We start from the raw sequence: 22,990 nt of genomic DNA, 5'->3' as shown, positions 1-22,990 counted from the left end.
ACCGGTTCAGCCCGCCTGGGTGCGCAGGCCGGGCAGCGCGGCGGCGGTCAGGGGAAGGGGTGCGTCGTCCGGGTCGACGAGGACGACGGTGCAGCCGGCGGCGTGGGTGAGCGCGCTGGTGAAGCTGCCGTCGGCGAACTGTGCGACGGGGCCGCGCGGGGACCGGCCGACCGCGACCGTGCGGGCCCCTGCCTCGGCGGCGTGCTGGGCCAGGGCCCTTCCGGCCGCGGCGTGGTCGCCGACGCTGGTGAGGATCTGGCCGGTGGCCGCGATGCCGAGGCCGGTCAGCCGCTCGAGGTGCGCGGTGACCGCCCTGCGGGCCTCGGCGTCGGTCTCGGTGTCGACGGCCTGTTCCTCGACCACGGCGGTCTGCCGGACGTGGACCACTTCGAGGGGGCTGCCGGTGTCCCGGGCGAGACGTGCCGCGGTGTCCACGATGGAGGCGGCCCGGTCGTGGGCGCCCACGGCGACGACGACGGGCGGGGTGCCCATCGTGACCGGGGTGCCGACGGCGGTGAACGCCGGCGCCGCGGGCTCGCCGGCGGACGTGCCGGTCTCGGCCTGGCGGAGCAGGCGGTGGCCGCTGGCCAGGACGGGGACGGCGAGGACGAAGGTGGCGGCGCCGAGGTAGAAGGGGACGCTCAGATCGGTGGCGTCGGCGAGCTTTCCGGCGACGTACGGGGCGAGGCCGCCGCCGATGAAGCGCAGGAAGCCGTAGGCGGAGGACGCCACGGGGCGCTCGACCGGCGACACGAGCATGACGGCCTGCGTGGTCAGGGTGTTGTTGATGCCGATGAAGGCGCCGCTGACGATGACCGCGACGATGACCGTGGTGGGGTCGTCGACTCCGGCGGCGATGACCGCCATGACGATGCCGAGGCCGACCAGGTTGGCGTACAGGACCGGGGCGGTGCCGTAGCGGGCCTGCAGGCGCGGGGCGAAAAAGACGCTGAAGGCGGCGACCAGCAGACCCCAGCCGGTGAAGACGAGGCCGAGCCGGTGGGCGTCGAGCTCCATCGGATACGGGGCGTAGCCGAGCATGGTGAAGAAGCCCCAGTTGTACAGCAGGGCCATGATGCCCATGGTCAGCAGGCCACGGTGGCGCAGGGCCCTGATCGGGGCGAGGGGTGACGTGCGGTGCTTCGGCCTGGGCAGGTCGGGCACGAAGGCGAGGGTGGCGATCAGCGCCACGGCCATCAGGGCGGCGACGCCGAAGAAGGGGCCGCGCCAGCTGATGCCGCCCAGCTCCCCGCCGAGCAGCGGGCCGACGGCGATACCGAGACCGAGGGCGGTCTCGTAGAGGATGATCGCGCCGCCGAACCCGCCGCTCGCGGAGGCCACGATGACGGCGAGGGAGGTGGCGATGAACAGGGCGTTGCCGAGTCCCCAGCCCGCGCGGAAGCCGACGATGCCGTCGATGGAGCCGGTGGCGCCCGCGAGGGCGGCGAACACGACGATGATCGCGAGGCCGATGACGAGGGTGCGCTTGGCGCCGATACGGCTGGATGTCCAGCCGACGATCAGCATCGCGACGGCGGTGACGATGAGGTAGCTGCTGAACAGCAGGGACACCTGACTGGGTGTCGCGTCGAGGCTCTCGGCCAGGGCGGGCAGGATCGGGTCGACCAGCCCGATGCCCATGAACGAGATCACGCAGGCGAACGCGACGGCCCAGACGGCCTTGGGTTGCCGGAACGGACTTGCGGCCTTGCCGTGCGGTGCGCTCATGTGCGGTTCTCTTTCGTGAGGACGGGGACGGGGACGGGAACGGAAGAGAGACGGTCAGGGACGGGACGAGGGCTCCGTCAGGTCGTGTCGTGGCGCTCGCGGAGCACACGGGCCAGGGCGAGGAGCGCGGTCCTGGTGGCCTGTTGTTCCGGCTCGGTCAGTTCGTCGATGAGCCGCCCGAGGGCTCGGGCGCGTTCGGCGCGGCGCTGTGCGAAGACCTCCCGGCCGGCGGCGGTGATCTCCACCAGCACGCCCCGGCCGTCGCTGCGGTCGGCGACGCGGCGGACCAGGCCGGCGCGTTCCATCCGGGTGACGAGCTGGGTCATGTTCGGCTGGGAGACGCCCTCGCCCCGGGCGAGTTCGGTCAGCCGCTGGGGGCCCTCGCGGCCCAGTCGGGCCAGCGCCGAGGAGGCCGCGGTGCTCAGCCCTCCGGCCCGTGCGCTGTGGCGCACGTACCGGACCATCTGCTCGACGGCGACGACCAGGTCTTCCGAGGAGGCGCCGGGCTCGTCAGGACCTGTGACGGGCATGTCCATAAGCGCATTATGCAGATAGGTGTAGCGTGAAACAAGATGTTCGGAGCGCCTCCCCCGTGACTCCCGGCGCTTTTGCCTCCCTGTGTACCGGGCACTCCTAGAGGACCGGCCGACGCGGTGACGCGACGGCGCGGCGGAACAGGAGGACGCGATGGACTGGCGAGTGTTCGCCGAGGAGATGGCCTCGCTGGCGCGGGATCTGCTGGCCCAGGAATCCGTACGGGAGACGCTGGAGCGGATCACCTCCTCGGCCACCGAGCTGGTGGAGGGCTGCGAAGCCGCCGGCATCCTCCTGCTGCGCGGCAGGCGGGTGCAGTCGCTGGCGCCCACCGAGCAGCTGGTGATCGACAGCGACCAGCTCCAGGAACGCGCCGGGGAGGGGCCCTGCTTCGACGCCGCCCGCACGTCCGAGGGAGAGCGGCACTTCCGGATCCCCGACTTCACCGACGAGGCGCGGCGCTGGCCCGCGTACGTGCCCGAGGCCCGCAAACTGGGCCTGGGCAGCATGATGGGCATCCTGCTGTTCACCGAGGACGAGGACCTCGGCGCGCTCAACTTCTACTCCCGCCGGCCCGGCGCGTTCACCGAGGCCAGCGAGACGGCCGGCTGGCTGCTGGCCTCGCACGCCGCGGTCGCCTTCTCCAGCGCGCGCACGCAGGCCCAGCTCCAGGAGGCCATCGACACCCGGCACACCATCGGCGAGGCCATGGGCATCCTGATGGGCAGTCAACGCCTCACGGAGGAAGAGGCCTTCACGGCCCTGCGCCGCCACTCCCAGGACCGCAACGTGAAGCTGCGCGACGTCGCCCGTCGGGTCTGCGAGCGCGGCGGCCTTCCCTGAGCCCGGACAGCGACCCGCCGGCTGCGGCCGTGCTCCGTTCCCGGCGCAGCACTGTCGACCGGCCCGCTTCCGGCCGGGACCGAGGGCCGGCCTGCCCCGCGAAGACGGTACGTATGATGACCGACTCGAGGGGGTGGCATGACCATGAGAACGCACCGGTGGTACGCGGCGACCGCGGCGGCACTGCTGCTGTCCGGTTGCGCGGGAGCGCCGGAGGGCGACAGCACGGCCGGCGAGGCGGCGGCGCTCACGCGGGAGCAGGTCGGCCGGACGCTGCCGGACGGCGAGGTCATGACGGGCTGGAAGCAGTCCCTGCGGCCCACGGCCGTCGAGATGAACACGCTCTACCGCTCGCAGGCCTGCCCCATCAAGGGCAACGCCGGCTGCGAGGACTCCCGCTTCTTCGGCGCCGCGACCTTCCGGCGCGAGGACCCCTCCGCCTCCGTCACCTTCCAGATCATCGCCTACGACAGCGAACAGGCCGCCCAGGACGCGTACGACGTGCTCTGGGACGGCTACTACGGCAACCAGGCCGGGCAGACGGCCAAGCCCCTGGAGCTCGGCCCGATCGGTGACGAGCGCGACGCCCGGCTCGGCACCTCCGGCTTCCTCGGCGAGCCCGGCGCCGTGGCCCAGACCCGGGTCGGCACGACGCTGCTGTGGATCATGGAGTCCGCCGCGCACAAGGGGGACATCGACGAGGACGGTGTCCGCGACCTGGCCACGGTGCTCGCCGAGCGGTCCCGGCAGGCCCAGAGCGGCAGCGAGCCCTCCGCCACGCTCGACGGCTGACGTCGTGGCCGCGGTGGCGGCGCCCCATGTCCCCGCGGCCGGCGTCCGGTCGGGCGCACCCGGTCGCGGGCCGTCGTCCTCCGCCCGGCCCGGGCGGGACCTGTGGGGCCGGTGGGGCGTTTGTCCCCTTCCCATCGGGTAACTCCGGAATTCCGGGCGCCGGACCGACACGGCATACGGCGTCGACGCTGCTGGGCGGTGATTCCAGGAGGCGCGATGTGGAACCGTAAGCGCAGGAAGGGCCACCGGAGCGCGCGGGCCGTTCCCATGGAGCTGTGCGATCTGTGCGCCAGGGTGTTCCCGGAGGACCGGGCCGTGCGCGGATACGTGCCGGACTCCTCCTCCGCACACGCCACCAACGCCTACTTCGACGGGCTACGGCTCATCACCGCGTGTTGCGACGACCACTTCGACGTGGTCAAGGACGGCTACCAGGACCGGCCCTTCGTGGAGGAGGAACTCTGGGCGGCGAAGCTGACCCGGGCGCTGACCACGGGGCCGCCCGCGCTCTCCATGGATCAGCTCGCGTGCCGGACGGGCCTGCACGAGCCGCAGATCCGCCGCGCGATCGCCTGGCACAACGAGCAGATGCGTCAGCGGCAGCGCATGGACCCCTGACCGGCCGCCCGGGTCAGGAAGGCCGCGTGCCGTGGACGCGATAGGGCTCGGCGTCGGCCCACTTGACGTCCAGGCCGAGTCCGGGCCGGCCGGTGTCGGGCCGCAGGGCCCCGTCGACGGGTGACAGCGTGCCGTCGAACAGCAGGTGCTCGACCCGCACGTGGTCGTGGAAGTACTCCAGGTGCCGCAGCCTGCGTACGGCACAGAAGGCGTGGGCGGAGAGCGCCGGGGCGCAGTGCGCGGACAGGTCGAGGTGCCGGGCGGCGGACAGCCCGGCGATCTCCAGCACGCCCGTGATGCCGCCGCACCGGGTCACGTCCGCCTGGAGGCAGTCCACGGCGGGGCCGTCGACGAGGTTGACGACGTCCTGCGCGGTGAAGGCGTACTCCCCCGCCGCGATCTCCAGGCGATCCGGTGCCCGGTCGCGCAGCATCCGCAGCCCCTCCAGGTCGGCGGAGGTGACGGGTTCCTCGAACCAACGCACGTCCCACTCGTCGTGGAACCTGCGGGCCCAGTACAGGGCCTCCTTGCGGCCGAGCGCGCCGTTGGCGTCGGTGAACAGTTCGGGCCCGTAGCCCAGGGCCTCGCGCACGGCGGTCAGGCGCCGCGGGTCGGCCTCCGGGTCCCGCGAGGTCTTCAGCTTCACCCGCGGGACACCCTGTTCCACCCAGCCGCTCAGCTGGCCGGTGAGGCGGTCCAGGGAGTAGTTGGTGAAGCCGCCGCTGCCGTAGACGGGCACGCGGTCGTGGCAGGCCGGCAGGAGGTGCACCATCGGCAGGTCCAGGAGCCTCGCCTTCAGGTCCCACAGGGCCACGTCGACGGCGGACAGGGCCATGGCCCCGACACCGGGACGCCCGGCGTTGCGGATCCGCTCGCCCATCCGCTGCCACAGCGCCGGCGGTGAGGCAGCGGAACCCCCTTCGATCACCGGCGCCAGTTGCGAGTGGACGAAGGCGGCGACCGACGTGTCCCCGTAGGTGTACCCCAGCCCGGTCCGCCCGCCGGCGTGCACACGGACCAGGACCAGGGTCGTGGCGTCCCATTCGAGCGTGCCGTCCTGCTCCTTGCCCCCCGGCCCGTCGGTCGGGACCTCGAAGGCGTGGACGTCGACCGCGTCGACCGTGCAGCCGCCCAGGCCCGTCGTCGTGCCGGCCGGCATCAGTGACGCCCGGGGAGGCGTTCGGCGACCGCCGCGAGCTCATGGCGGACGCCCTCGGCACGCCCGGTGTCGTGCACGTCGGCCTCCACGCCCTCTTCCCGCAGGCACTGCGCAACGCAGTCGGCCCCCAGCGTCATCACGTCCTCCTCGTCAGGCACCTCTGCCGTCGTCGGCGGATGGGTCGCGTGACCCGGGTTTCCCGCTCCGTCCGGCCCACGCGGAGGTCTTTCGCGCGGCGGGTCCTTCGTTCGGCGGTTCCGGACGGCGCGGACGGGTGCGCGTCCCGGGCGCCACGTTTGTCCCCGCCGCCCCCGGGTCACTCAGTTCGGCAACGGCGAGCCAGTCCGAGGACCGCCCGAGGAGCACCCGTGAACCGGTACCGGCGCCCCTTCCTCCGCCTGTGGGACCGGCTGGCCGCGTCCGCGCTGGTCCGGCGCGGCCGGGAACTGGAGCTGATGCACCGGGCCATGGGCTTCGCCACGCTGGCCCTGGTCACCCTGGCACCGCTGCTGATCGTGGTGGCCGCCGCCGATCCCCTGGGACGCGGCGGTTTCGCCTCCTGGCTGGCCGACGGCATGGGACTGTCCGGCCGGTCGGCCAAGGTGCTGACCGACATCATCAGCCCGCCGACCAAAGTGGTCGGCACCACGAGCGTGTGGGGCGGTATCGCCCTCGCCGTGTTCGGCGTGTCCTTCGCGGGAAGCGTGCAGAACGGCTACGAACGCATCTGGGGCCTGCCGTCCGGCCCCTGGCACCGCGTCTGGCGCCAGCTCACCTGGGTGATCGCCCTGACGGCGTACCTCTACCAGGAGGTGCAGACCAGGACCGCGTTGCACGGCTCGGCCCGGATCGCGCTGTCCACGGCGACCGGCCTGCTGTTCTTCTGGTGGGGTCAGCACTTCCTGCTGGGCAAGCAGATCCGCTGGCGCGACCTGTTGCCGGGGGCGCTCGCCACCATAGTGGGCCTGGTCGGACTGCGCGGCTTCTCCTACCTCGTCTTCACCCCGCTCATCCTCGACAACGCGATCAGTTACGGCGCGGTCGGCATCGTGCTGGTGGTGGAGTCCTGGCTGATCGGGGTCGGGTTCGTCGTCTTCGGGGGCGCGATGGTCGGCCACTGGTTCTGCGAGCACCACTGGTGGACGCGCACCATCGACCGAGAGCGGTAGGCCCCACGGAACGCGGCGGCGAGCGGCGCCGTCGCGGGCGAGCACCCGGACGCCGGCCGTGGGTCGTCCGCGTGCCCGTCCGCGGCGGATCTGCGGACGTACGTCGTACGGGCGACGTCAGCCGCGCGGGAGTCCGCGCTGCGCGCACGCGTTCCGGGCCGCGGGGGTGCGCCCGCCCGCCCCGCCGGCCAGCGCCGCGGTGACGGCTCCGGCGGCGACCGCGGCCAGCGCGAGCGGGCGGCGATGGCGTGAGAGCCAGAACTGCAGGCTCCGCGGATGCGACTCGTCGTCGAAGAGGCCGTGGGCGCCGTAGTCGACGGGTGCGGCGTCGTCCACGGGCTCGTAGAGGTTGACCGGCCGGGACGGATCGACGGGCTGGTCCGTCTGCTGGGCGTCGTAGCCGGTACGGGCCAGGTAGCGGTCGAGCAGGCCGGGGGCGAACTTCTGCCCGAGGAGGGTCGCGACGGTCGACCCGCCGACCCAGTACTCGCGCCGCTCGGGGTGGTCGGCCGCGTGCAGCACGGCCTCGGCGGCGACCTCGGGCTGATACACCGGCGCCACGGGGCGCGGGTGCCGGGGGAGCCGGCTCAGGACCCAGCTGAACTGGGGTGTGTTCAGCCCGGGCATCTGGACCATGGTGACCCGCACCCCGCTGCGGTCGTGCAGCAGCTCGCAGCGCAGGGACTCGGTGAAGCCCTGGATGGCGTGCTTCGCCCCGCAGTACACCGCCTGCAGCGGGACGCTGCGCCGGGCCAGGGCAGAGCCGACCTGCACGATGGTCCCCCGGTCGCGCGGCGCCATGCGCCGCAGCGCGGCCTGCGTGCCGTGGACGAAGCCGAAGTACGTCACCTCCGTGGCCCGCTTCAGCTCTTCGGGCGTGACCTCCGGTACGGGGGCGAAGACGGTCGTGAAGGCGGCGTTCACCCACACGTCGATCGGGCCGAACGCGTCCTCCACCCGGCTCGCGGCGGCGTCCACCGCCTCCGGGTCGGAGACGTCCACCACCAGGGGCAGCGCCCGTCCGCCGGCCTCCCGGACCTCCTCGGCCGCCTGCTCCAGGGCGTGCCGGCCCCGGGCGAGCAGGGCCACGGCGGCTCCGCGTGCGCCGAAGGCGCGGGCCGTGGCCCGGCCGACGCCGGCGGTCGCGCCGGTCACGACCACCACCTCGGCCGCCCCGCGGCGCCGCCCGTCGCGCCCGAACCGGCCGGCGCCGGTCACTTCTCGCCCCCGCCGGTCAGGTGCCGGGCGTACCCGGTGAGCCTCCGGCGCAGGCGCTGCGGAACGTAGTCGGCGACTTGAGCCATGGGCACTCCCGGTCACGCGTGCAGAACAGTCCGGTGTGGTGAGTGCCTTCTGCGACGGCTCGTAAACCGGTCGGTGCCCACCCGCCCGGTCACCCGGGGCGTCGCACGGAGCGGCTCAGCGCGCCCGGGTACGCGTAGGTCCGCGCCGTCAGCGTCCGCGCGCCGGGGGCGGTGCGGTGCTCGTGCGGGTCACCAGCCGGGTGGGCACGAGCGTCGTCCCCCGCTCCGGGCCGTCCTGGCGCATCTTGCGCAGCACGGCCTGGACGCAGAGCCGTCCCACCTCGGCGAAGTCCTGGTGGACGGTGGTCAGCGGCGGAAGGAAGGAGCCGGCCTCCGGGATGTCGTCGAAGCCGATGACGCTGACGTCCTCGGGGACGCGCCGGCCGCGTTCGTGCAGGGCGCGCAGCAGCCCGAGGGCCATCTGGTCGTTGGCCGCGAAGACGGCCGTGCACTCCTCGCGGGCGGCGAGTTCGAGGCCGGCCCGGTAACCGGACTCCGCGGACCAGTCTCCCCGGGTGAGGGGCGGCGGGGTGCGGCCCGCCTCGGCGAGCGTCCGGCGCCAGGCGTCCGTGCGGCGCTGGGCGGCGAAGGAGTCCTCGGGCCCGGCCAGGTGCCACACGGTGTCGTGCCCGAGGCCGAGCAGGTGCCGGACGGCCGCGCGGGTGCCGCCGGCCTGGTCGGTGTCGACGACCGTGTAGTGGTCGCCGGCGTCGGAGTCGACCACCACCACCTGGACGTGGGGCGGCAGGGTGACGGTGGCGGCGTCCAGCAGGTGGACCTCCATGATGACGATCACCGCGTCGACGGCGAGCTCCTCCAGCCGGGAGAACGCGCCCCGCACCTCGTCCTGCGTGGGCACGGCGACCGGCAGCAGCGTCACCGCGTACCCCTCGCTCGCCGCGGAGGTCGCGATGGCCTCCAGGGTGCGCACGTTGCCGGTGGTGGACAGCGAGAAGGTGATGACGCCGATGGTGCGGAACTCCCCGCGCTTGAGCGCCCGGGCGGCACTGTTGGGGCGGTATCCGAGCTCCTTCATGGCCGCCAGGACCTGCTGCCGGGTCTCCTCGGTCACGCCGGCGTATCCGTTGGAGACGCGGGAGACGGTCTGCGAGGAGACCCCGGCCAGCCGGGCCACGTCCGCCATGGAGGCCGTGCGCTCCCGGCCGCGCCGGGGACGCGCGGGTGCGCTCGTCGGGACTTCCTCAGCCGTGCTCACTCGCCGTCAGCCGCCTCTCCGTCGCTGGCAGGTCCGGTGCGAAAGGACCCTTGACCGTCGTCATCGGGGCAGTGTAGACATGCCGCCATCAGATGTTTACGTAAACATAACAGCCCGGGCGCCTTTTCGCGCTGCCTGATGTTTACGTAAACATCGGCGAGGTTCCAGGACGTGGACGAGCGAGGAACGACATGACGACGCTGCAACCGCCGGCCGCCGCCGAGCCGCGGCCGGCACCGCCACCGACGAGACGGGACCGCCGGTCCTGGACGGGGTGGGGTTTCCTCGGTCCGTTCGTGGCCGTGTTCGCCCTCGTCTTCCTCGCGCCGATCGCCTACTCGGTGTATCTCAGCCTCTTCCGCGACCGGCTCATCGGCGGGACCACCTTCGTCGGCCTGGACAACTACACGCAGGCCCTCCAGGACGACCGGTTCTGGGCCTCGCTCGGCCGGGTCGCGCTCTTCCTGGCCGTCCAGGTGCCCGTCATGCTCGGCATCGCCCTGCTGGTCGCGCTCGCCCTGGACAGCGGCCGCCTCTACGGCCGGGACTTCTTCCGCATCTCGATCTTCCTGCCGTACGCCGTACCGGCCGTGGTGGCCACGCTGATGTGGGGCTTCATGTACGGCACCCGCTTCGGGCTGGTGGGCGACATCGACGACGCGCTGGGCGTCACCCTGCCCGACCCGCTCTCCCCCGGCCTGGTGCTGGCCTCCATCGGCAACATCGTGACCTGGGAGTTCATCGGCTACAACATGCTGATCTTCTACGCGGCCCTGCGGGTCGTCCCGCACTCGCTGTACGAGGCCGCCGAGATCGACGGGGCCGGACAGATCCGGGTGATCACCGCCATCAAGCTGCCGGCCATCCGCGGGGCGCTGGTCATCGCGACGATCTTCTCGATCATCGGCAGCTTCCAGCTCTTCAACGAGCCGAACATCCTGCAGCCGTTGGCGCCCAACGCCATCACCACCGACTACACGCCGAACTTCTACACGTACTCGCTGTCCTTCAACGGGCAGCAGCACAACTACTCCGCGACGGTCGCCATCGTCATGGGGCTGATCACCATGGTCATCGCCTACGTCGTCCAGCTGCGCGGCATGCGCAAGGGAGTGTGAAGCAGCGATGACCAGTCCTGTCGTCACCGTCTCCGACCGTTCCGCGCCCGCTCCCCCCGGCACCCGTCCCGCCGCGCCCCGGCTGCGCGCCGCCCGGCGCCGGCACTCCCCGGGCAGGCCCCGGCGCAGCGTCCTGCTGACCGTGCTCACCGGGCTGGTGGTGCTCTACAGCCTGGTGCCGCTGCTCTGGCTGGTCATCAGCGCCACCAAGACGCAGGAGGGCCTGTCGGACTCCTTCGGCCTGTGGTTCGACGGGGACTTCGCCCTGTGGGACAACATCACCCAGACCTTCACCTACGACGACGGCGTGTTCACCCGCTGGCTGCTGAACACTCTGCTGTACGTCGGACTGGGCGCGGGCGGCGCCACCTTCCTCGCCGTCCTGGGCGGCTACGCGCTCGCCAAGTTCGACTTCCCCGGCCGGCGGGGCGTCTTCGCCGTCGTCATCGGCGCGGTGGCGGTGCCGGGTACGGCGCTGGCGGTACCGACCTTCCTGATGTTCAGCAAGATGGGGCTGACCGACACGCCCTGGGCGGTGATCGTCCCGTCGTTGATCTCGCCGTTCGGCCTGTATCTGATGTGGGTGTTCGCGAGCGAGGCCATCCCGACCGAGCTGATGGAGGCCGCCCGCATCGACGGCGCCGGCGAGGTGCGCACCTTCTTCCGGGTCGCGCTGCCGCTGCTGGCCCCCGGCATCGTCACCGTCCTGCTGTTCACCATGGTGGCGACCTGGAACAACTACTTCCTTCCGCTGATCATGCTCAAGGACCCGGACTGGTATCCGCTGACCCTGGGCCTGAACAGCTGGAACCAGCAGGCCCAGACCGCGGGCGGCGAGGCCGTCTTCAACCTGGTCGTCACCGGTTCCCTCATCACGATCCTGCCGCTGATCGCCGCGTTCCTGCTGCTGCAGAAGTACTGGCAGTCCGGACTGGCCGCCGGAAGCGTCAAGGAATAGCCCGGACGCCTCTTCCCCCCCCCGCTCCCTCTCCCCCCACGTTCCGCCCGCGTTTCTCCGACCCTCGACCGAGCCGGTCCCCGGCCACGAAGAAGTGGAAGCTCGCCCATGCACAAGCACTCGCGCCGCCTGCTGCGCGGCATAGGTCTCGTCTGCGCCCTCGCCCTGGGAGCGACCGCCTGCGGCGACGACGACGGCGGATCGAGCGGGAAGTCGGTGTCCCAGGAGGACGTCCAGGCGGCCCTGAAGAAGGGCGGCACCGTCACCGTCTGGGCGTGGGAGCCCACGCTCAAGCAGGTGGCCGCCGGCTTCGAGAAGGAACACCCCGGCGTCAAGGTGAACCTGGTCAACGCCGGCACCAACAACGACCAGTACACGGCGCTGCAGAACGCCATATCGGCGAAGAAGGGCGTGCCCGACGTCGCCCAGATCGAGTACTACGCGATGGGCCAGTTCGCCCTGACCGAGCAGCTCACCGACCTCAAGGGCTTCGGCGCCGAGAAGCTCGCCACCCGCTACTCGCCCGGTCCGTGGAACGGCGTGAAGGCCGGCGGCGACGGCGTCTACGCCCTGCCGATGGACTCCGGTCCGATGGCGCTGTTCTACAACAAGAAGGTCTTCGACACCTACGGCATCAAGGTCCCCACCACCTGGGACGAGTACCTCACCGCCGCCCGCGACCTGCACAGGAAGAACCCGAAGGCGTACATCACCGCCGACACCGGTGACGCCGGCTTCGCCACGAGCATGCTCTGGCAGGCCGGTTCGCGCCCCTACACGGTGAACGGCACCGAGGTGAAGGTCGACTTCTCCGACGCGGGTGCCGGGAAGTTCACCGCCGTCTGGCAGAAGCTCATCGACGAGAAGCTGCTCGCCCCCGTCACCAGTTGGAGCGACGAGTGGTACAAGGGGCTCGGCGACGGCAGCATCGCGACCCTCGCCACCGGCGCCTGGATGCCCGCCAACCTGGAGTCGGGCGTGAAGAACGCCTCCGGTGACTGGCGCGCCGCCCCGCTGCCGCAGTGGACGGCGGGCGACAAGGCCGGCGCCGAGAACGGCGGCAGCGCGCTCGCCCTGCCCGAGCTCGGCAAGAACGAGGCGCTGGCGTACGCCTTCGTCGAGTACGCAGCCGCAGGCAAGGGCGTTGAGACCCGCCTGCAGAACGGCGCCTTCCCGGCGACCACCGCGGATCTGCAGTCCACCGCGTTCCAGGACACGAAGTTCCCGTACTTCGGCGGCCAGCAGGCCAACAAGATCTTCGCCGAGGCGGCCGCGAACGTCGCCGACGACTGGTCGTACCTGCCCTACCAGGTGTACGCGAACTCGATCTTCAACGACACCGTCGGCAAGGCCTACGTCTCCGGCACCACGCTCGCCGAGGGCCTGAAGTCGTGGCAGGACGCCTCGGTCAAGTACGGCAACGAGCAGGGCTTCACCGTCGAGCAGTAGCACCCGCACGCGATGCGGCGGCCCGCACGGGGCGGCGCGGCATCCGCGCCGCCCCCGCACCGCACGCACCACACCGGAAGGACCGCCATGATCTCCACCCTCCTGTCCCGCCTCCAGCGGGGACCGGACGGCGCGCCCGCCCCCCGTCTCGCCTTCGGCGCCGACTACAACCCCGAGCAGTGGCCCCGGGAGGTGTGGGAGGACGACGTGCGGCTGATGCGCGAGGCCGGGGTCAACGTCGTCTCCGTCGGCATCTTCTCCTGGGCCCGTCTCCAGCCCGGCCCGGACACCTGGGACTTCGCCTGGCTGGACGAGGTCATGGACCTGCTGCACGAGAACGGCGTCGGCGTCGACCTGGCCACCGCCACCGCGTCCCCGCCGCCCTGGCTGACCACCGCGCACCCGGAGATCCTGCCGGTCACCGACCGCGGGGAGACCCTGTGGCCGGGAGCACGCCAGCACTGGCGTCCGACCTCCCCCGTCTTCCGGGAACACGCCCTGCGCCTGGTCCGGGAGATGGCGTCCCGCTACGCCGGGCACCCGGCCCTGGTCGCCTGGCACGTCAACAACGAGCTCGGGTGCCACAACGTCTACGACTACTCGGACGACGCGGCCCGTGCCTTCCGGGACTGGCTGCGCGCCCGGTACACCACGCTGGACGCCCTCAACCACGCCTGGGGGACGGCGTTCTGGTCGCAGCGCTACAGCGACTGGGAGCAGATCCTGCCCCCGCGGCTCGCCGCCTCCCACCCGAACCCGACCCAGCAACTGGACTTCAAGCGCTTCTCGTCGGACGCGCTGAAGGACCATCTGCGGGCCGAGCGGGAGGTGCTGCGGGAGCTCACACCGGACATTCCCGTCACCACCAACTTCATGGTGATGCCCGGCACCAAGGGCATGAACTACGCGGACTGGGCGGCCGAGGTGGACTTCGTCGCCAACGACCACTACGTCGTACCCCACCCGCAGGCCCGGGACGAGCTGTCCTTCTCCGCCAACCTCACCAGTGGCATCGCGGGCGGCCGGCCCTGGTTCCTGATGGAGCACTCCACCAGCGCCGTGAACTGGCAGCCGGTGAACCTGGCGAAGCGGCCGGGCGAGCTGGCCCGGGACTCGCTGACCCACGTGGCGCACGGCGCCGACGCGGTCTGCTTCTTCCAGTGGCGCCAGTCCGCGGCCGGCGCCGAGAAGTACCACTCCGCGATGGTGCCGCACGCCGGCGCCGACAGCGACCTGTTCCGCGCGGTGACCGCGCTCGGCGACACGCTGAGGACGCTGGCACCGGTGGCCGGCAGCGAGCGGGAACCCGCCGACGTCGGCATCCTCTTCGACTGGGAGTCGTGGTGGGCGAGCGAGCAGGACTCGCACCCGACCTCGCTGCTCGACTACCACGGGGAGGCGCTCGACTGGTACTCCGCGCTCCTCGCCCTGGGCGTGCGCGCCGACGTGGTCACCACCGCCGCCGACCTCAGCCGCCACCGCGTGCTGGTCGCGCCCGTGCTGCACATGGTCCCCGCCGACCTCGCCAAGGAGCTCACCCGGTACACGGAGCAGGGCGGGCACCTGGTCACCACGTACTTCTCCGGCATCGTCGACGAGAACGACCACGTCCGGCTCGGTGGTTATCCGGGTGCCCTGCGGGACCTGCTGGGCATCCGCGTCGAGGAGTTCGGCCCGCTGCCCGCCGGGCAGACCGTGGAGCTGGACGACGCGACCACCGGCACCCTGTGGACCGACCACATCACCGTCACCGCGCCCGAGACCGAGGTCCTCGCCCACTACCGCACGGGCACGCACGCGGGCCGCCCCGCCGTCACCCGGCGCCCGGCGGGCAGTGGTTCGGCCGCCTACGTCTCCACCCGGCTCGGCGCCGAAGGGCTCGCCGCGCTGCTGCCGCGGCTGCTGGCACCGGCCGGCGTGGCGAGCGACCTGCCCCCCGAGGTGCGCGGGCTGGTCGAGACCACCGTGCGCCGCGGCCCGGGCGGACGCTTCCTGTTCCTGGTCAACCGGACCGACGAGACCGTGACCGTCCCGGGGCCCACCGGAGAGGTCCTGGTGGGCGGCACCGATGACGAGGGCGCCGTCGTCCTCCCGCCCAGGGGCGTCGCCGTCCTGCGCACGCCCACCGACTGAGAGCGCACATCCCGCACCACCCCCCGTCTCCCCGGAGCTGCACGCGGCGCTCCGGGGCCACCCCCTCCTGCCCGCGACCGGACGGGAGGGGCCACCGCAGCGACCACATCTTCCCGTCGGGAGCACACGATGGCACGTCGTACCCGCAGCAGACGCCTCCTCGGAGCCGCTGCGCTCACCGCCCTGGCCACCGGGGCCGCTCTGATCAGTGTCCCCGCGCAGGCCGGGCCCGCCGCGGCCGCCGCCTCCGTCACCGTGCGGCCGGACCCGTCGTACCAGCAGGAGGAGTTCGAGGGCTGGGGCACCAGTCTGGTCTGGTTCGCCAACGCCACCGGTGACTACCCGCCCGAGATCCGCGAGAAGCTGGCCCGGCTCCTCTTCGACGACGACGGCCTCGGGCTGAACATCGCCCGCTACAACATCGGCGGCGGCAACGCGCCGGACGTCGAGGACTACCTCCGCGCCGGCGGCGCCGTCGAGGGCTGGTGGAAGGCACCCGCGGGCACCACCCGCGAGGACACCGGCTGGTGGAGCGCCGACGACCCGGCCGACTGGAACAAGGACGCCGACGCCACCCAGCGCTGGTGGGTCGAGCGCATCAAGGACGACATCGACCACTGGGAGACGTTCAGCAACTCGCCGCCCTGGTTCATGACCGTCAGCGGCTACGTCTCCGGCGGCTTCGACTCGTCCGCCGACCAGCTGAAGGCCGACTCGGTCGACGATTTCGCCGCCTACCTGGCGGGGGCGACCAGGCGGCTGGAGAAGGCCGAGGGCATCAAGGTCGACACCGTCGACCCGTTCAACGAGCCCAACACGCCTTACTGGGGAACACAGTTGGGAGCCGACGGCGAACCCGTCGGCGGCCGGCAGGAGGGGGCCCACATCGGGCCCGAGCTCCAGCGCGAGGTCCTCCGGGCCCTCGCCCCCGCGCTGAGGAAGGCGAAGGTCAAGGCGGACATCTCGGCCATGGACGAGACCAACCCCGGAACTTTCGCGAAGAACTGGAGCGCGTACTCCCCGGCCGACCGCGCTCTCGTCGGCCAGATGAACGTCCACACCTACGGCACCGGACAGCGCACCACCGTGCGCGACCTCGCCAAGGCCGCCGGCAAGCCGCTGTGGATGAGCGAGGTCGGCGGCGACTGGGGCGACGGGCAGGACTTCGAGGACATGCGGCCCGGCCTCGGCCTCGCCCAGCAGATCGTCGACGACCTGCGCGAACTGGAGCCCCGCGCCTGGGTGTTCTGGCAGCCCGTCGAGGACTACGACAACATGAAGCCGGGCGGCGAGTCGGCGAAGGGCGGCAACTGGGGCAGCATCCAGATACCGTTCAGCTGCACCGCCCGCGACACCCTCGAGACCTGCCCGATCCGGACGAACACCAAGTTCGACACCGCACGCAACTTCACCCACTTCATCAAGCCCGGCGACCGGCTGATCAGGACGGACGACACCTCCAGCGCCGCCGCCGTCACCCGCGACGGCAAGGGCGCCTCGCTCGTCCACGTCAACCGCACCACCGAGGCCCGCACCGTCACCATCGACCTGTCGAAGTTCCGCCAGGTCAGCCGCGGTGCCACCGTCACCCCGGTCGTGACCAGCGCCGACGGCAGGCTCGCGGAGCAGGCCCCGGTCAGGGTCAGCGACCGCACGGCCACCTTCACCGTGCCCGCACAGTCCGTGACCTCCTTCGAGATCAAGGGCGTGTCCGGTGTCGCGAAGGACGCCCCGGCGCTCCGCAAGGACCAAACCTACACGCTGACCGGGGTGCAGAGCGGCAAGGCCGTCACCGTCGCGGAGGACGGCAGGGGCCTGGTCCTCGGTTCCGGTACCGGCGCCCCGGGCCAGGAGTGGCGGCTGACTGCGGTGCGCCCCGACAGCGGGGTCCGCGACCGCTACGTGTTCACGAACCCGCGGGGCGGCACGCGGCTGGCCGTGCGCGACGACGTCCCGGTGGCCGAACCCGACACGGGCAGGCGCGACGCGGCCGCCGAATGGCTCCTGTCGACCACCGGTGACGGCACCTGGACGCTGGTCAACGCGGCGACGGGGCGCCTGCTGGAGGTCGGCGGCCAGGCGACCCACGAGGGCGCGGCCGTCACCACGTGGCCGCCCAACTCCGGCGCCAACCAGCGCTGGACGGTGACGGACGTGTCCGCCGGCTGATCCCACCTGCGTGCGGCGGTCCCGTCCGTGCCGCCGAAGGTGCGGACGGGGCCGCCGCCCGCCCCCGAGACACGAGGAGAGGGCATGACCATCGATCCCCGCGAGCTCGACGTACGCCGCAGGATGGCGGCACGGGAGCTCTACTCGGACGGCGCGCCGGGCCTGGAGGGGCTGGCCGCGGAGCGCCTGCGCGGCAAGGAGCTGGCCGACGCCTACAACCGGACCGCGGCCCGGGACGAGGAAGGCCGCCGGGCACTGCTGAAGGGGATGCTGGGCTCGGTGGGCACGGACGTGTGGATCGAGCCGCCGCTGCACGTCGCCTACGGCAACCGCGTGCACCTGGGCGACGACGTGTACGCCAACTTCGGTCTCACCCTCGTCGACGACGTGGAAATCTTCGTCGGCGACCGGGTGATGTTCGCCCCGCACGTGACCGTCAGCACCACGGGCCACCCGGTCCACCCGGAACTGCGCCGGGGCGGCACGCAGTTCTCGGCGCCGGTACGCATCGAGGACGACGTGTGGATCGGGGCCGGGGCGCTGATCATGCCCGGGATCACCGTGGGGCGGGGATCGGTGGTCGGGGCGGGCAGTGTGGTGACGGCCCATGTGCCGCCCATGACGGTCGTCGCGGGGACGCCCGCCCGGGTGCTGCGCGAGATCACCGATGCGGACCGGGACTGGACCTATCGTCCGCCCCGGACCCTGGACCGGGACGGTCAGGGACAGGGGTCCAACTCCCCCCGTACACACGGGACATGTCACGATCGAGGCGCAGTACGCTGATCGGAAACAGCGGCGAACCCCCACCTCCCGGACGACGGAGCGTGCCATGACGACGGACCATTCGCAGCCCCCTCGCCTCGACACCGGCCGGGCCCATCCCGCGCGGGTCTACGACTGGCTGCTGGGCGGCAAGGACAACTACCCCGTCGACGAGGCGGTGGGCGCGACGCTGCCGCCCGAGGCACGGGACGCGGCGCGCCAGAACCGCGCGTTCATGAACCGCGCGGTGACCCACCTCGCCGCACAGGGCGTCGACCAGTTCCTGGACATCGGCACGGGCATCCCCACGGAGCCCAACCTCCACCAGATCGTCCAGCGCACGGTGCCGACGGCCCGGGTCGTCTACGCCGACAACGACCCGATCGTGCTGCGGCACGCGGATGCACTGCTGGTCAGCACTCCCGAGGGCGCCACGGACTACATCCACGCGGATGTGCGCGAGCCGGAGGCGATCGTGCGGCGCGCCCGCGAGATCCTGGACTTCGACCGGCCCGTCGCGCTGTCCCTGATCGCCCTGATGCACTTCGTTCCGGACGAGCAGGACGCCCACGGCATCGTCGACGGCCTGGTCGCCACCCTCCCTCCGGGCAGCCACCTGATCCTGTCGCACGCCGCGATCGACCTGTTCCCCGAGCTGGCGGAACAGGTGATCGCCCAGTACGCCCAGGCCGGCATCCGGCTCGGGTTCCGCACCCGGGCGGAGGTGGCCCGGTTCTTCGACGGGCTGGAACCGGTGCCGCCGGGACTGGTCACCGCCACCGAGTGGTACGGCGCCGACCAGGAGCCGCCCGCGGCGGAGAAGAGCGGCATCTACGCGGGCGTGGCGCGCGTGCCCTGACGCCGGGAGGCGGGACGGTGGCTCAGCGGCGGCGCCCGCGCGCCGCCCAGCCGCTGCCTATGCCGGCGACGTGCAGGGCCAGCAGGGCGAGGCCGATGAGCATGACGTTGATCGAGGTGAAGACGTCGTTGGTCGAGATCTCCGCCGCGTTGATCAGCCAGGCGATGAGGAACAGAACCGCCGCGATGATGGCGAGCACGGTGTACACCCCTTCGGATCGGCGGCACCGGTTCCGGTGCCGTGTCACGCGTATGCCCCCGACGGGACCCGTGACACGGCCGAAGGCGCCGCGCGCTTTCGTACAGTGGAGGGACCGGGACCGTCCGCGGCGTGCCGAGGCCGGGGACGGCCCGCCCTGGCACTCGCACACCGGAGCTCTCATGCACGACCCGTCCACCGCACCGGACGACGGCTCCGGCACCCTGTTCGGCCTCGACGCCCTGGCGCCCGTGTCCCCGGCGGCCCCACCGCCGGCCGCACCCGCAACCGGTCCGCTCTTCCGGGACTCCGCAGCGGCCCGCCGGCTGCTGCCCGTGCGCGAGATCTACGCCGAGCCGGCCGCCGCGGCGTCCCCGCGCGGCCGTCAGGTCGTCGCCCGGTTCCCCGGGGCCCGCGTGATCGAGGTCGGCTCCCACTGGCGCATCCCCGGCCTGCACGGCAACGAGGGCAACGTCGAGCGCTGGGTGCGGGTCAAGGGCGAGACGCTGGTGCTGGGCGAGAAGAAGACGCTCACCACGCGTCCCAACGGCCGCTCCGCGGACTGGATCGCGCCGGGTACCTCCAACGGCTGCGCGATGGCCTGCGCCTACTGCTACGTGCCCCGGCGCAAGGGGTACGCCAACCCGGTCACCGTCTTCACCAACATCGACCGGATGATCGCCCACCTCGGCCGGCACATCGCCCGGCAGGGGCCCAAGACCGAGCCGAACCAGTGCGACCCCGAGGCCTGGGTGTACGACATCGGCGAGAACGGCGACTGCTCGGTGGACGCCCTGATCTGCGACAACACCGCGGACCTGGTGCACGCCTTCCGGCAGTGGCCGACGGCCAAGGCGTCCTTCGCCACCAAGTTCGTCAATCCGGACCTGCTCGCCCTGGATCCGCGGGGCCGGACCCGGATCCGCTTCTCGCTGATGCCGCCGGACGACTCCCGGCTGCTGGACCTGCGCACCTCCCCGGTCGCCGAGCGCATCGCCGCGGCGGGCGACTTCCTGGACGCCGGGTACGAGGTGCACTTCAACCTCTCCCCCGTGGTCGTGCGCCCCGGCTGGGAGGACGCCTGGACGGAGCTGCTGAGGCATCTCGACGACGTCCTGCCGGACCGGGTGAAGCGGCAGGCCGCCGCCGAGGTGATCATGCTGACGCACAACCGGGAGCTGCACGAGGTCAACCTGGGCTGGCACCCGCGGGCGGAGGAGACGCTGTGGCGGCCGGACCTCCAGCAGGCCAAGCGATCCGAGAACGGGGCGCTCAACGTGCGCTACCGCAACGCCGTCAAGGCGGACGCGGTCGCCCGGCTCCGTGCGCTGGTCGACGCGCACACCCCGTGGCTGCGCATCCGGTACGCCTTCTGACCACCGGCAGCTTAGGTAAGGCGAACCTAAGATCGGTTAATGTGCTGCGTGCAACCATCCACCCGGAGCACACCTGTGGGAGTCGGCCTTGCCGCACACGATCGACACGACCGGAGAGCGGCCCGGCGCCGCCACCGGCCACGACTGGACCGAGGTCGGTTCCCGCGCCGAACTGCGCGAGCTGCTGGGCGAGCCCTGGCCCATCGTGATCGACAAGGTCCACGACCGGCTCACGGACGACGACCGGGACCTGCTGGCCCGCTCCCCCTTCTGCCTGCTCGCCACCTCCGACGCGCACGGCAACTGCGACGTCTCGCCGCGCGGTGACGTCCCGGGCTTCACGCACGTCCTGGACGCCGGGACCATCGCCCTGCCGGACCGGCCCGGGAACCGGCGGGGGGACAGCTTCCACAACATCCTCGACAATCCGCACGCCGGACTGCTGTACCTGATTCCCGGCGGCAAGGAGGTGCTGCGGATCAACGGCCGGGCCCGCGTCCTCACCGGCGCGCCGTTCTTCGACGCCATGGCACGGGAGGGCCGGCACCCGGATCTGGCGCTGCTGCTGGAGATCGACGAGATCTACCTGCACTGCCCGGCCTCCCTGAACCGTGCCGGGTTGTGGAAGCCCCGCGAGCCGAAGGGCAGTTGAGCCCCGCCGTCGAGGACCGCGCCCGGACCCGGCCGTCCCGGGCGCGGAGTCCTCGGCACCCGGCGCTACCAGCACTTCTTAGGTTAGGCTAACCTTCACTGCGTGAGATCTGGTGAAGACGCAGCCGGTACCCCGCGCCTGCGGGGCCATGAGCTGTCGGCCACGGGCGTGACCGTGGCCTACGACGGTGTCGATGTCGTGCACGACGCGGCGGTCGGGCTCAGGCCCGGTGAAGTGACCGTCCTGGTGGGCCCGAACGGCAGCGGGAAGTCGACGCTGCTGCGGACGATCGCCCGGCTGCAGCGCGCCCGCAGTGCCACGCTCAGCATCGACGGCACCACCGACGGCCTGGCGCTGACGACCCGTGAGTTCTCCCGGTACGTGGCGCTGCTGACACAGGCGCGCCCGACGCCCGGCGGGCTGACCGTACGGGACGTCGTCGAGTTCGGCCGCTACCCGTACCGGGGCCGCTGGGGCCGCCCGGATCCGGACGGCCCGGCCGCCGTCGACCGGGCGCTCGCGCTCACCGGGCTCGACGGCCTCGCCGACCGCGGCGCGGACCACCTGTCCGGCGGGCAGTTGCAGCGGGTCTGGCTGGCGAGCTGCCTCGCCCAGGAGACCGGCGTGCTGCTCCTCGACGAGCCGACGACCTACCTGGACCTGCGCTACCAGATCGAACTCCTCGACCTCGTCCGCGATCTGGCGGACGACCATGGGATCGCCGTCGGCGTCGTTCTGCACGACCTCGACCAGGCGGCGGCCGTCGCCGACCGGATCACGCTGCTGGAAGCGGGCCGGATCGTCGCCGACGGCCTGCCCGAGGACGTCCTGACGCCGGAACGGCTGACCGCCGTCTACGGCATCCGGATCGACGTCGACACCGACCCCCTGACCGGCCGGCTGCGCACCCGCCCGATCGGCCGCCACCACATACGAACCGAAAGGCTCGGCACCACCTCATGAGACGCCTCCTGCTCACCGCGGCAGCCACCACCGCCGCGGCGCTGACCCTCGCCGCCTGCGGCACCACCGAACCCGCCGCCGACAAGACGGAGAAGAAGGCCTCCGGGGCCATCACGCTCACGGACGGCAAGGGCACCGAGGTGAAGCTCGACGGCCCGGCCACCAAGGTCGTCGCCACCGAGTGGAACGTCGTCGAGAGCCTCGTCTCCCTCGGTGTCGACCCGGTCGGCGTCGCGGACGTCAAGGGCTACAAAACCTGGGACACCGCCGCCCCGCTGAAGAACGAGCCCAAGGACATCGGCACGCGCGGCGAGCCGAGCATGGACACCGTCGCCTCGCTCGCCCCCGATCTGATCGTCGCCACCACGGACCTGCCGCCGGCCGCCGTGAAGCAGCTGCGCGAGGTCGCCCCGGTGCTGGAGGTCACGTCGGCCGACGGCACCGGCCAGATCGGCCAGATGCTGGAGAACGTCGACCTCATCGCCAAGGCCACCGGCACCACGGACAAGGCGAAGACGGTCCGCGACGACTTCGAGGCGAAGGTCGCCGAGGGCAAGAAGGCCCTGGCCGGCGCGGGGATGGCCGGCAAGGACATCGCCTTCGCCGACGGCTACGTCACCTCCAACCAGGTCTCGGTCCGCCCCTACACGGCGACGTCGCTCATCGGCGAGGTCAACGAGGCGATCGGCCTGAACAACGCCTGGAAGGTGAAGGGTGACGAGGCCTACGGTCTCGGTTCCACCGACGTCGAGGGTCTGACCGCCCTGCCCGAGGGCGTCCAGTTCGCCTACATCGGCAACGACGACGACCCGAACGCCACCCCGTTCACCGGCGCGCTGGCCAAGAACGCGGTGTGGAAGTCGCTGCCCTTCGTGAAGGCCGGCGACGTGCACCGGCTCGACGACGGCATCTGGATGTTCGGCGGCCCGGCCTCGATGTCTGGGTACATCGACGCCCTCGTCGGCGCGCTGACGAAGTAGCGAGGCC

22 protein-coding genes are annotated in these 22,990 nt (G+C 72.1%); 15 read left to right on the top strand and 7 right to left on the bottom strand.

Going from position 1 to position 22,990, the window contains the following annotated elements:
• Nucleotides 1-6 precede the first annotated feature (6 nt).
• Together ACGF3H_RS16500 and ACGF3H_RS16495 are read right to left on the bottom strand one after the other, a co-directional pair.
• Nucleotides 7-1,728 (bottom strand): MFS transporter, encoded by a 1,722-nt coding sequence (locus ACGF3H_RS16500; RefSeq protein WP_362497556.1) that lies wholly within the window; start codon nucleotides 1,726-1,728, stop codon nucleotides 7-9.
• Nucleotides 1,729-1,805: 77 nt separating this feature from the next.
• Nucleotides 1,806-2,264: a MarR family transcriptional regulator gene (locus ACGF3H_RS16495; protein ID WP_362497553.1), complete on the bottom strand. Its 459-nt coding sequence runs from the start codon at nucleotides 2,262-2,264 to the stop codon at nucleotides 1,806-1,808.
• A gap of 151 nt (nucleotides 2,265-2,415) precedes the next feature.
• Between ACGF3H_RS16495 and ACGF3H_RS16490 the strand changes: the two genes are divergently transcribed.
• From ACGF3H_RS16490 to ACGF3H_RS16480, 3 genes are all read left to right on the top strand, one after another.
• Nucleotides 2,416-3,105: a GAF and ANTAR domain-containing protein gene (locus ACGF3H_RS16490; RefSeq protein WP_362497550.1), complete on the top strand. Its 690-nt coding sequence runs from the start codon at nucleotides 2,416-2,418 to the stop codon at nucleotides 3,103-3,105.
• Nucleotides 3,106-3,243: 138 nt separating this feature from the next.
• Entirely contained in the window at nucleotides 3,244-3,897 is a 654-nt protein-coding gene (locus ACGF3H_RS16485) for a hypothetical protein (protein WP_362497547.1), read from the top strand.
• Nucleotides 3,898-4,113: 216 nt separating this feature from the next.
• Nucleotides 4,114-4,515, top strand: coding sequence for a hypothetical protein (locus ACGF3H_RS16480; protein WP_362497544.1), 402 nt, complete (start codon nucleotides 4,114-4,116; stop codon nucleotides 4,513-4,515).
• Nucleotides 4,516-4,528: 13 nt separating this feature from the next.
• Here ACGF3H_RS16480 and ACGF3H_RS16475 read toward each other — a convergent pair whose 3' ends face one another.
• Both ACGF3H_RS16475 and ACGF3H_RS16470 read right to left on the bottom strand, forming a co-directional pair.
• Nucleotides 4,529-5,674 carry an enolase C-terminal domain-like protein gene (locus ACGF3H_RS16475; protein ID WP_362497542.1) on the bottom strand — a complete coding sequence of 382 codons (1,146 nt, stop codon included), beginning with the start codon at nucleotides 5,672-5,674 and terminating at the stop codon, nucleotides 4,529-4,531.
• Complete coding sequence (locus ACGF3H_RS16470; protein ID WP_362497539.1) at nucleotides 5,674-5,832, bottom strand: hypothetical protein; 159 nt, start codon at nucleotides 5,830-5,832, stop codon at nucleotides 5,674-5,676. The genes ACGF3H_RS16475 and ACGF3H_RS16470 overlap by 1 nt, the downstream gene beginning before the upstream one ends.
• 210 nt (nucleotides 5,833-6,042) lie before the next feature.
• Between ACGF3H_RS16470 and ACGF3H_RS16465 the strand changes: the two genes are divergently transcribed.
• Nucleotides 6,043-6,843 (top strand): ribonuclease BN, encoded by an 801-nt coding sequence (locus ACGF3H_RS16465; protein WP_362497537.1) that lies wholly within the window; start codon nucleotides 6,043-6,045, stop codon nucleotides 6,841-6,843.
• Nucleotides 6,844-6,960: 117 nt separating this feature from the next.
• Here ACGF3H_RS16465 and ACGF3H_RS16460 read toward each other — a convergent pair whose 3' ends face one another.
• Nucleotides 6,961-8,061 carry an SDR family oxidoreductase gene (locus ACGF3H_RS16460; RefSeq protein ID WP_362497534.1) on the bottom strand — a complete coding sequence of 367 codons (1,101 nt, stop codon included), beginning with the start codon at nucleotides 8,059-8,061 and terminating at the stop codon, nucleotides 6,961-6,963.
• Nucleotides 8,062-8,295: 234 nt separating this feature from the next.
• A complete protein-coding gene (locus ACGF3H_RS16455) occupies nucleotides 8,296-9,363 on the bottom strand; it encodes a LacI family DNA-binding transcriptional regulator (RefSeq protein ID WP_393588101.1) in 1,068 nt (355 codons plus the stop codon).
• Between the two features lie 191 nt (nucleotides 9,364-9,554).
• Here ACGF3H_RS16455 and ACGF3H_RS16450 point away from each other — a divergent pair, with 191 nt between their 5' ends.
• The 7 genes from ACGF3H_RS16450 (at nucleotide 9,555) to ACGF3H_RS16420 (ending at nucleotide 18,814) form a co-directional block, all read left to right on the top strand.
• Nucleotides 9,555-10,481: a sugar ABC transporter permease gene (locus ACGF3H_RS16450; protein WP_362497527.1), complete on the top strand. Its 927-nt coding sequence runs from the start codon at nucleotides 9,555-9,557 to the stop codon at nucleotides 10,479-10,481.
• Between the two features lie 7 nt (nucleotides 10,482-10,488).
• Complete coding sequence (locus tag ACGF3H_RS16445) at nucleotides 10,489-11,439, top strand: carbohydrate ABC transporter permease (RefSeq protein ID WP_362497524.1); 951 nt, start codon at nucleotides 10,489-10,491, stop codon at nucleotides 11,437-11,439.
• Nucleotides 11,440-11,547: 108 nt separating this feature from the next.
• Entirely contained in the window at nucleotides 11,548-12,888 is a 1,341-nt protein-coding gene (locus ACGF3H_RS16440) for an extracellular solute-binding protein (RefSeq protein WP_362497522.1), read from the top strand.
• Nucleotides 12,889-12,975: 87 nt separating this feature from the next.
• Complete coding sequence (locus ACGF3H_RS16435) at nucleotides 12,976-15,021, top strand: beta-galactosidase (RefSeq protein ID WP_362497519.1); 2,046 nt, start codon at nucleotides 12,976-12,978, stop codon at nucleotides 15,019-15,021.
• 129 nt (nucleotides 15,022-15,150) lie between these two features.
• Nucleotides 15,151-17,190, top strand: coding sequence for a glycoside hydrolase (locus ACGF3H_RS16430; RefSeq protein WP_362497517.1), 2,040 nt, complete (start codon nucleotides 15,151-15,153; stop codon nucleotides 17,188-17,190).
• 84 nt (nucleotides 17,191-17,274) lie between these two features.
• Entirely contained in the window at nucleotides 17,275-17,976 is a 702-nt protein-coding gene (locus ACGF3H_RS16425) for a sugar O-acetyltransferase (protein WP_362497515.1), read from the top strand.
• Nucleotides 17,977-18,022: 46 nt separating this feature from the next.
• Complete coding sequence (locus ACGF3H_RS16420; protein ID WP_362497512.1) at nucleotides 18,023-18,814, top strand: SAM-dependent methyltransferase; 792 nt, start codon at nucleotides 18,023-18,025, stop codon at nucleotides 18,812-18,814.
• Nucleotides 18,815-18,836: 22 nt separating this feature from the next.
• Here ACGF3H_RS16420 and ACGF3H_RS16415 read toward each other — a convergent pair whose 3' ends face one another.
• The gene (locus ACGF3H_RS16415) at nucleotides 18,837-19,013 is read right to left on the bottom strand and encodes a hypothetical protein (protein ID WP_362497510.1); all 177 of its coding nucleotides are present in this window, start codon (nucleotides 19,011-19,013) and stop codon (nucleotides 18,837-18,839) included.
• Nucleotides 19,014-19,194: 181 nt separating this feature from the next.
• Between ACGF3H_RS16415 and ACGF3H_RS16410 the strand changes: the two genes are divergently transcribed.
• The 4 genes from ACGF3H_RS16410 (at nucleotide 19,195) to ACGF3H_RS16395 (ending at nucleotide 22,983) form a co-directional block, all read left to right on the top strand.
• Nucleotides 19,195-20,388 (top strand): spore photoproduct lyase family protein, encoded by a 1,194-nt coding sequence (locus tag ACGF3H_RS16410; protein ID WP_362497508.1) that lies wholly within the window; start codon nucleotides 19,195-19,197, stop codon nucleotides 20,386-20,388.
• An 88-nt stretch (nucleotides 20,389-20,476) separates the two neighbouring features.
• Nucleotides 20,477-21,040 (top strand): MSMEG_1061 family FMN-dependent PPOX-type flavoprotein, encoded by a 564-nt coding sequence (locus tag ACGF3H_RS16405; protein ID WP_362497505.1) that lies wholly within the window; start codon nucleotides 20,477-20,479, stop codon nucleotides 21,038-21,040.
• Between the two features lie 102 nt (nucleotides 21,041-21,142).
• Entirely contained in the window at nucleotides 21,143-22,003 is an 861-nt protein-coding gene (locus ACGF3H_RS16400; RefSeq protein ID WP_362497503.1) for an ABC transporter ATP-binding protein, read from the top strand.
• Nucleotides 22,000-22,983 carry an iron-siderophore ABC transporter substrate-binding protein gene (locus ACGF3H_RS16395; RefSeq protein WP_362497500.1) on the top strand — a complete coding sequence of 328 codons (984 nt, stop codon included), beginning with the start codon at nucleotides 22,000-22,002 and terminating at the stop codon, nucleotides 22,981-22,983. The genes ACGF3H_RS16400 and ACGF3H_RS16395 overlap by 4 nt, the downstream gene beginning before the upstream one ends.
• Nucleotides 22,984-22,990: the final 7 nt, after the last annotated feature.

It is taken from the genome of Streptomyces sp. NPDC048185 (assembly GCF_043202495.1).
Lineage (GTDB): Bacteria > Actinomycetota > Actinomycetes > Streptomycetales > Streptomycetaceae > Streptomyces.
The sequence above is the reverse complement of the archived record's forward strand: the minus strand, read 5'-3'. Positions and strand labels throughout refer to the sequence as shown.

Bases quoted from the DNA above. Each gene is read 5' to 3' on its own strand.
- ACGF3H_RS16395 (WP_362497500.1), top strand. From the start codon at position 22,000: ATGAGACGCCTCCTGCTCACCGCGGCAGCCACCACCGCCGCGGCGCTG.
- ACGF3H_RS16420 (WP_362497512.1), top strand. From the start codon at position 18,023: ATGACGACGGACCATTCGCAGCCCCCTCGCCTCGACACCGGCCGGGCC.
- ACGF3H_RS16500 (WP_362497556.1), bottom strand. From the start codon at position 1,728: ATGAGCGCACCGCACGGCAAGGCCGCAAGTCCGTTCCGGCAACCCAAG.
- ACGF3H_RS16490 (WP_362497550.1), top strand. From the start codon at position 2,416: ATGGACTGGCGAGTGTTCGCCGAGGAGATGGCCTCGCTGGCGCGGGAT.
- ACGF3H_RS16410 (WP_362497508.1), top strand. From the start codon at position 19,195: ATGCACGACCCGTCCACCGCACCGGACGACGGCTCCGGCACCCTGTTC.
- ACGF3H_RS16450 (WP_362497527.1), top strand. From the start codon at position 9,555: ATGACGACGCTGCAACCGCCGGCCGCCGCCGAGCCGCGGCCGGCACCG.
- ACGF3H_RS16480 (WP_362497544.1), top strand. From the start codon at position 4,114: ATGTGGAACCGTAAGCGCAGGAAGGGCCACCGGAGCGCGCGGGCCGTT.
- ACGF3H_RS16475 (WP_362497542.1), bottom strand. From the start codon at position 5,674: ATGCCGGCCGGCACGACGACGGGCCTGGGCGGCTGCACGGTCGACGCG.
- ACGF3H_RS16435 (WP_362497519.1), top strand. From the start codon at position 12,976: ATGATCTCCACCCTCCTGTCCCGCCTCCAGCGGGGACCGGACGGCGCG.
- ACGF3H_RS16485 (WP_362497547.1), top strand. From the start codon at position 3,244: ATGACCATGAGAACGCACCGGTGGTACGCGGCGACCGCGGCGGCACTG.
- ACGF3H_RS16445 (WP_362497524.1), top strand. From the start codon at position 10,489: ATGACCAGTCCTGTCGTCACCGTCTCCGACCGTTCCGCGCCCGCTCCC.
- ACGF3H_RS16425 (WP_362497515.1), top strand. From the start codon at position 17,275: ATGACCATCGATCCCCGCGAGCTCGACGTACGCCGCAGGATGGCGGCA.
- ACGF3H_RS16430 (WP_362497517.1), top strand. From the start codon at position 15,151: ATGGCACGTCGTACCCGCAGCAGACGCCTCCTCGGAGCCGCTGCGCTC.
- ACGF3H_RS16495 (WP_362497553.1), bottom strand. From the start codon at position 2,264: ATGGACATGCCCGTCACAGGTCCTGACGAGCCCGGCGCCTCCTCGGAA.
- ACGF3H_RS16440 (WP_362497522.1), top strand. From the start codon at position 11,548: ATGCACAAGCACTCGCGCCGCCTGCTGCGCGGCATAGGTCTCGTCTGC.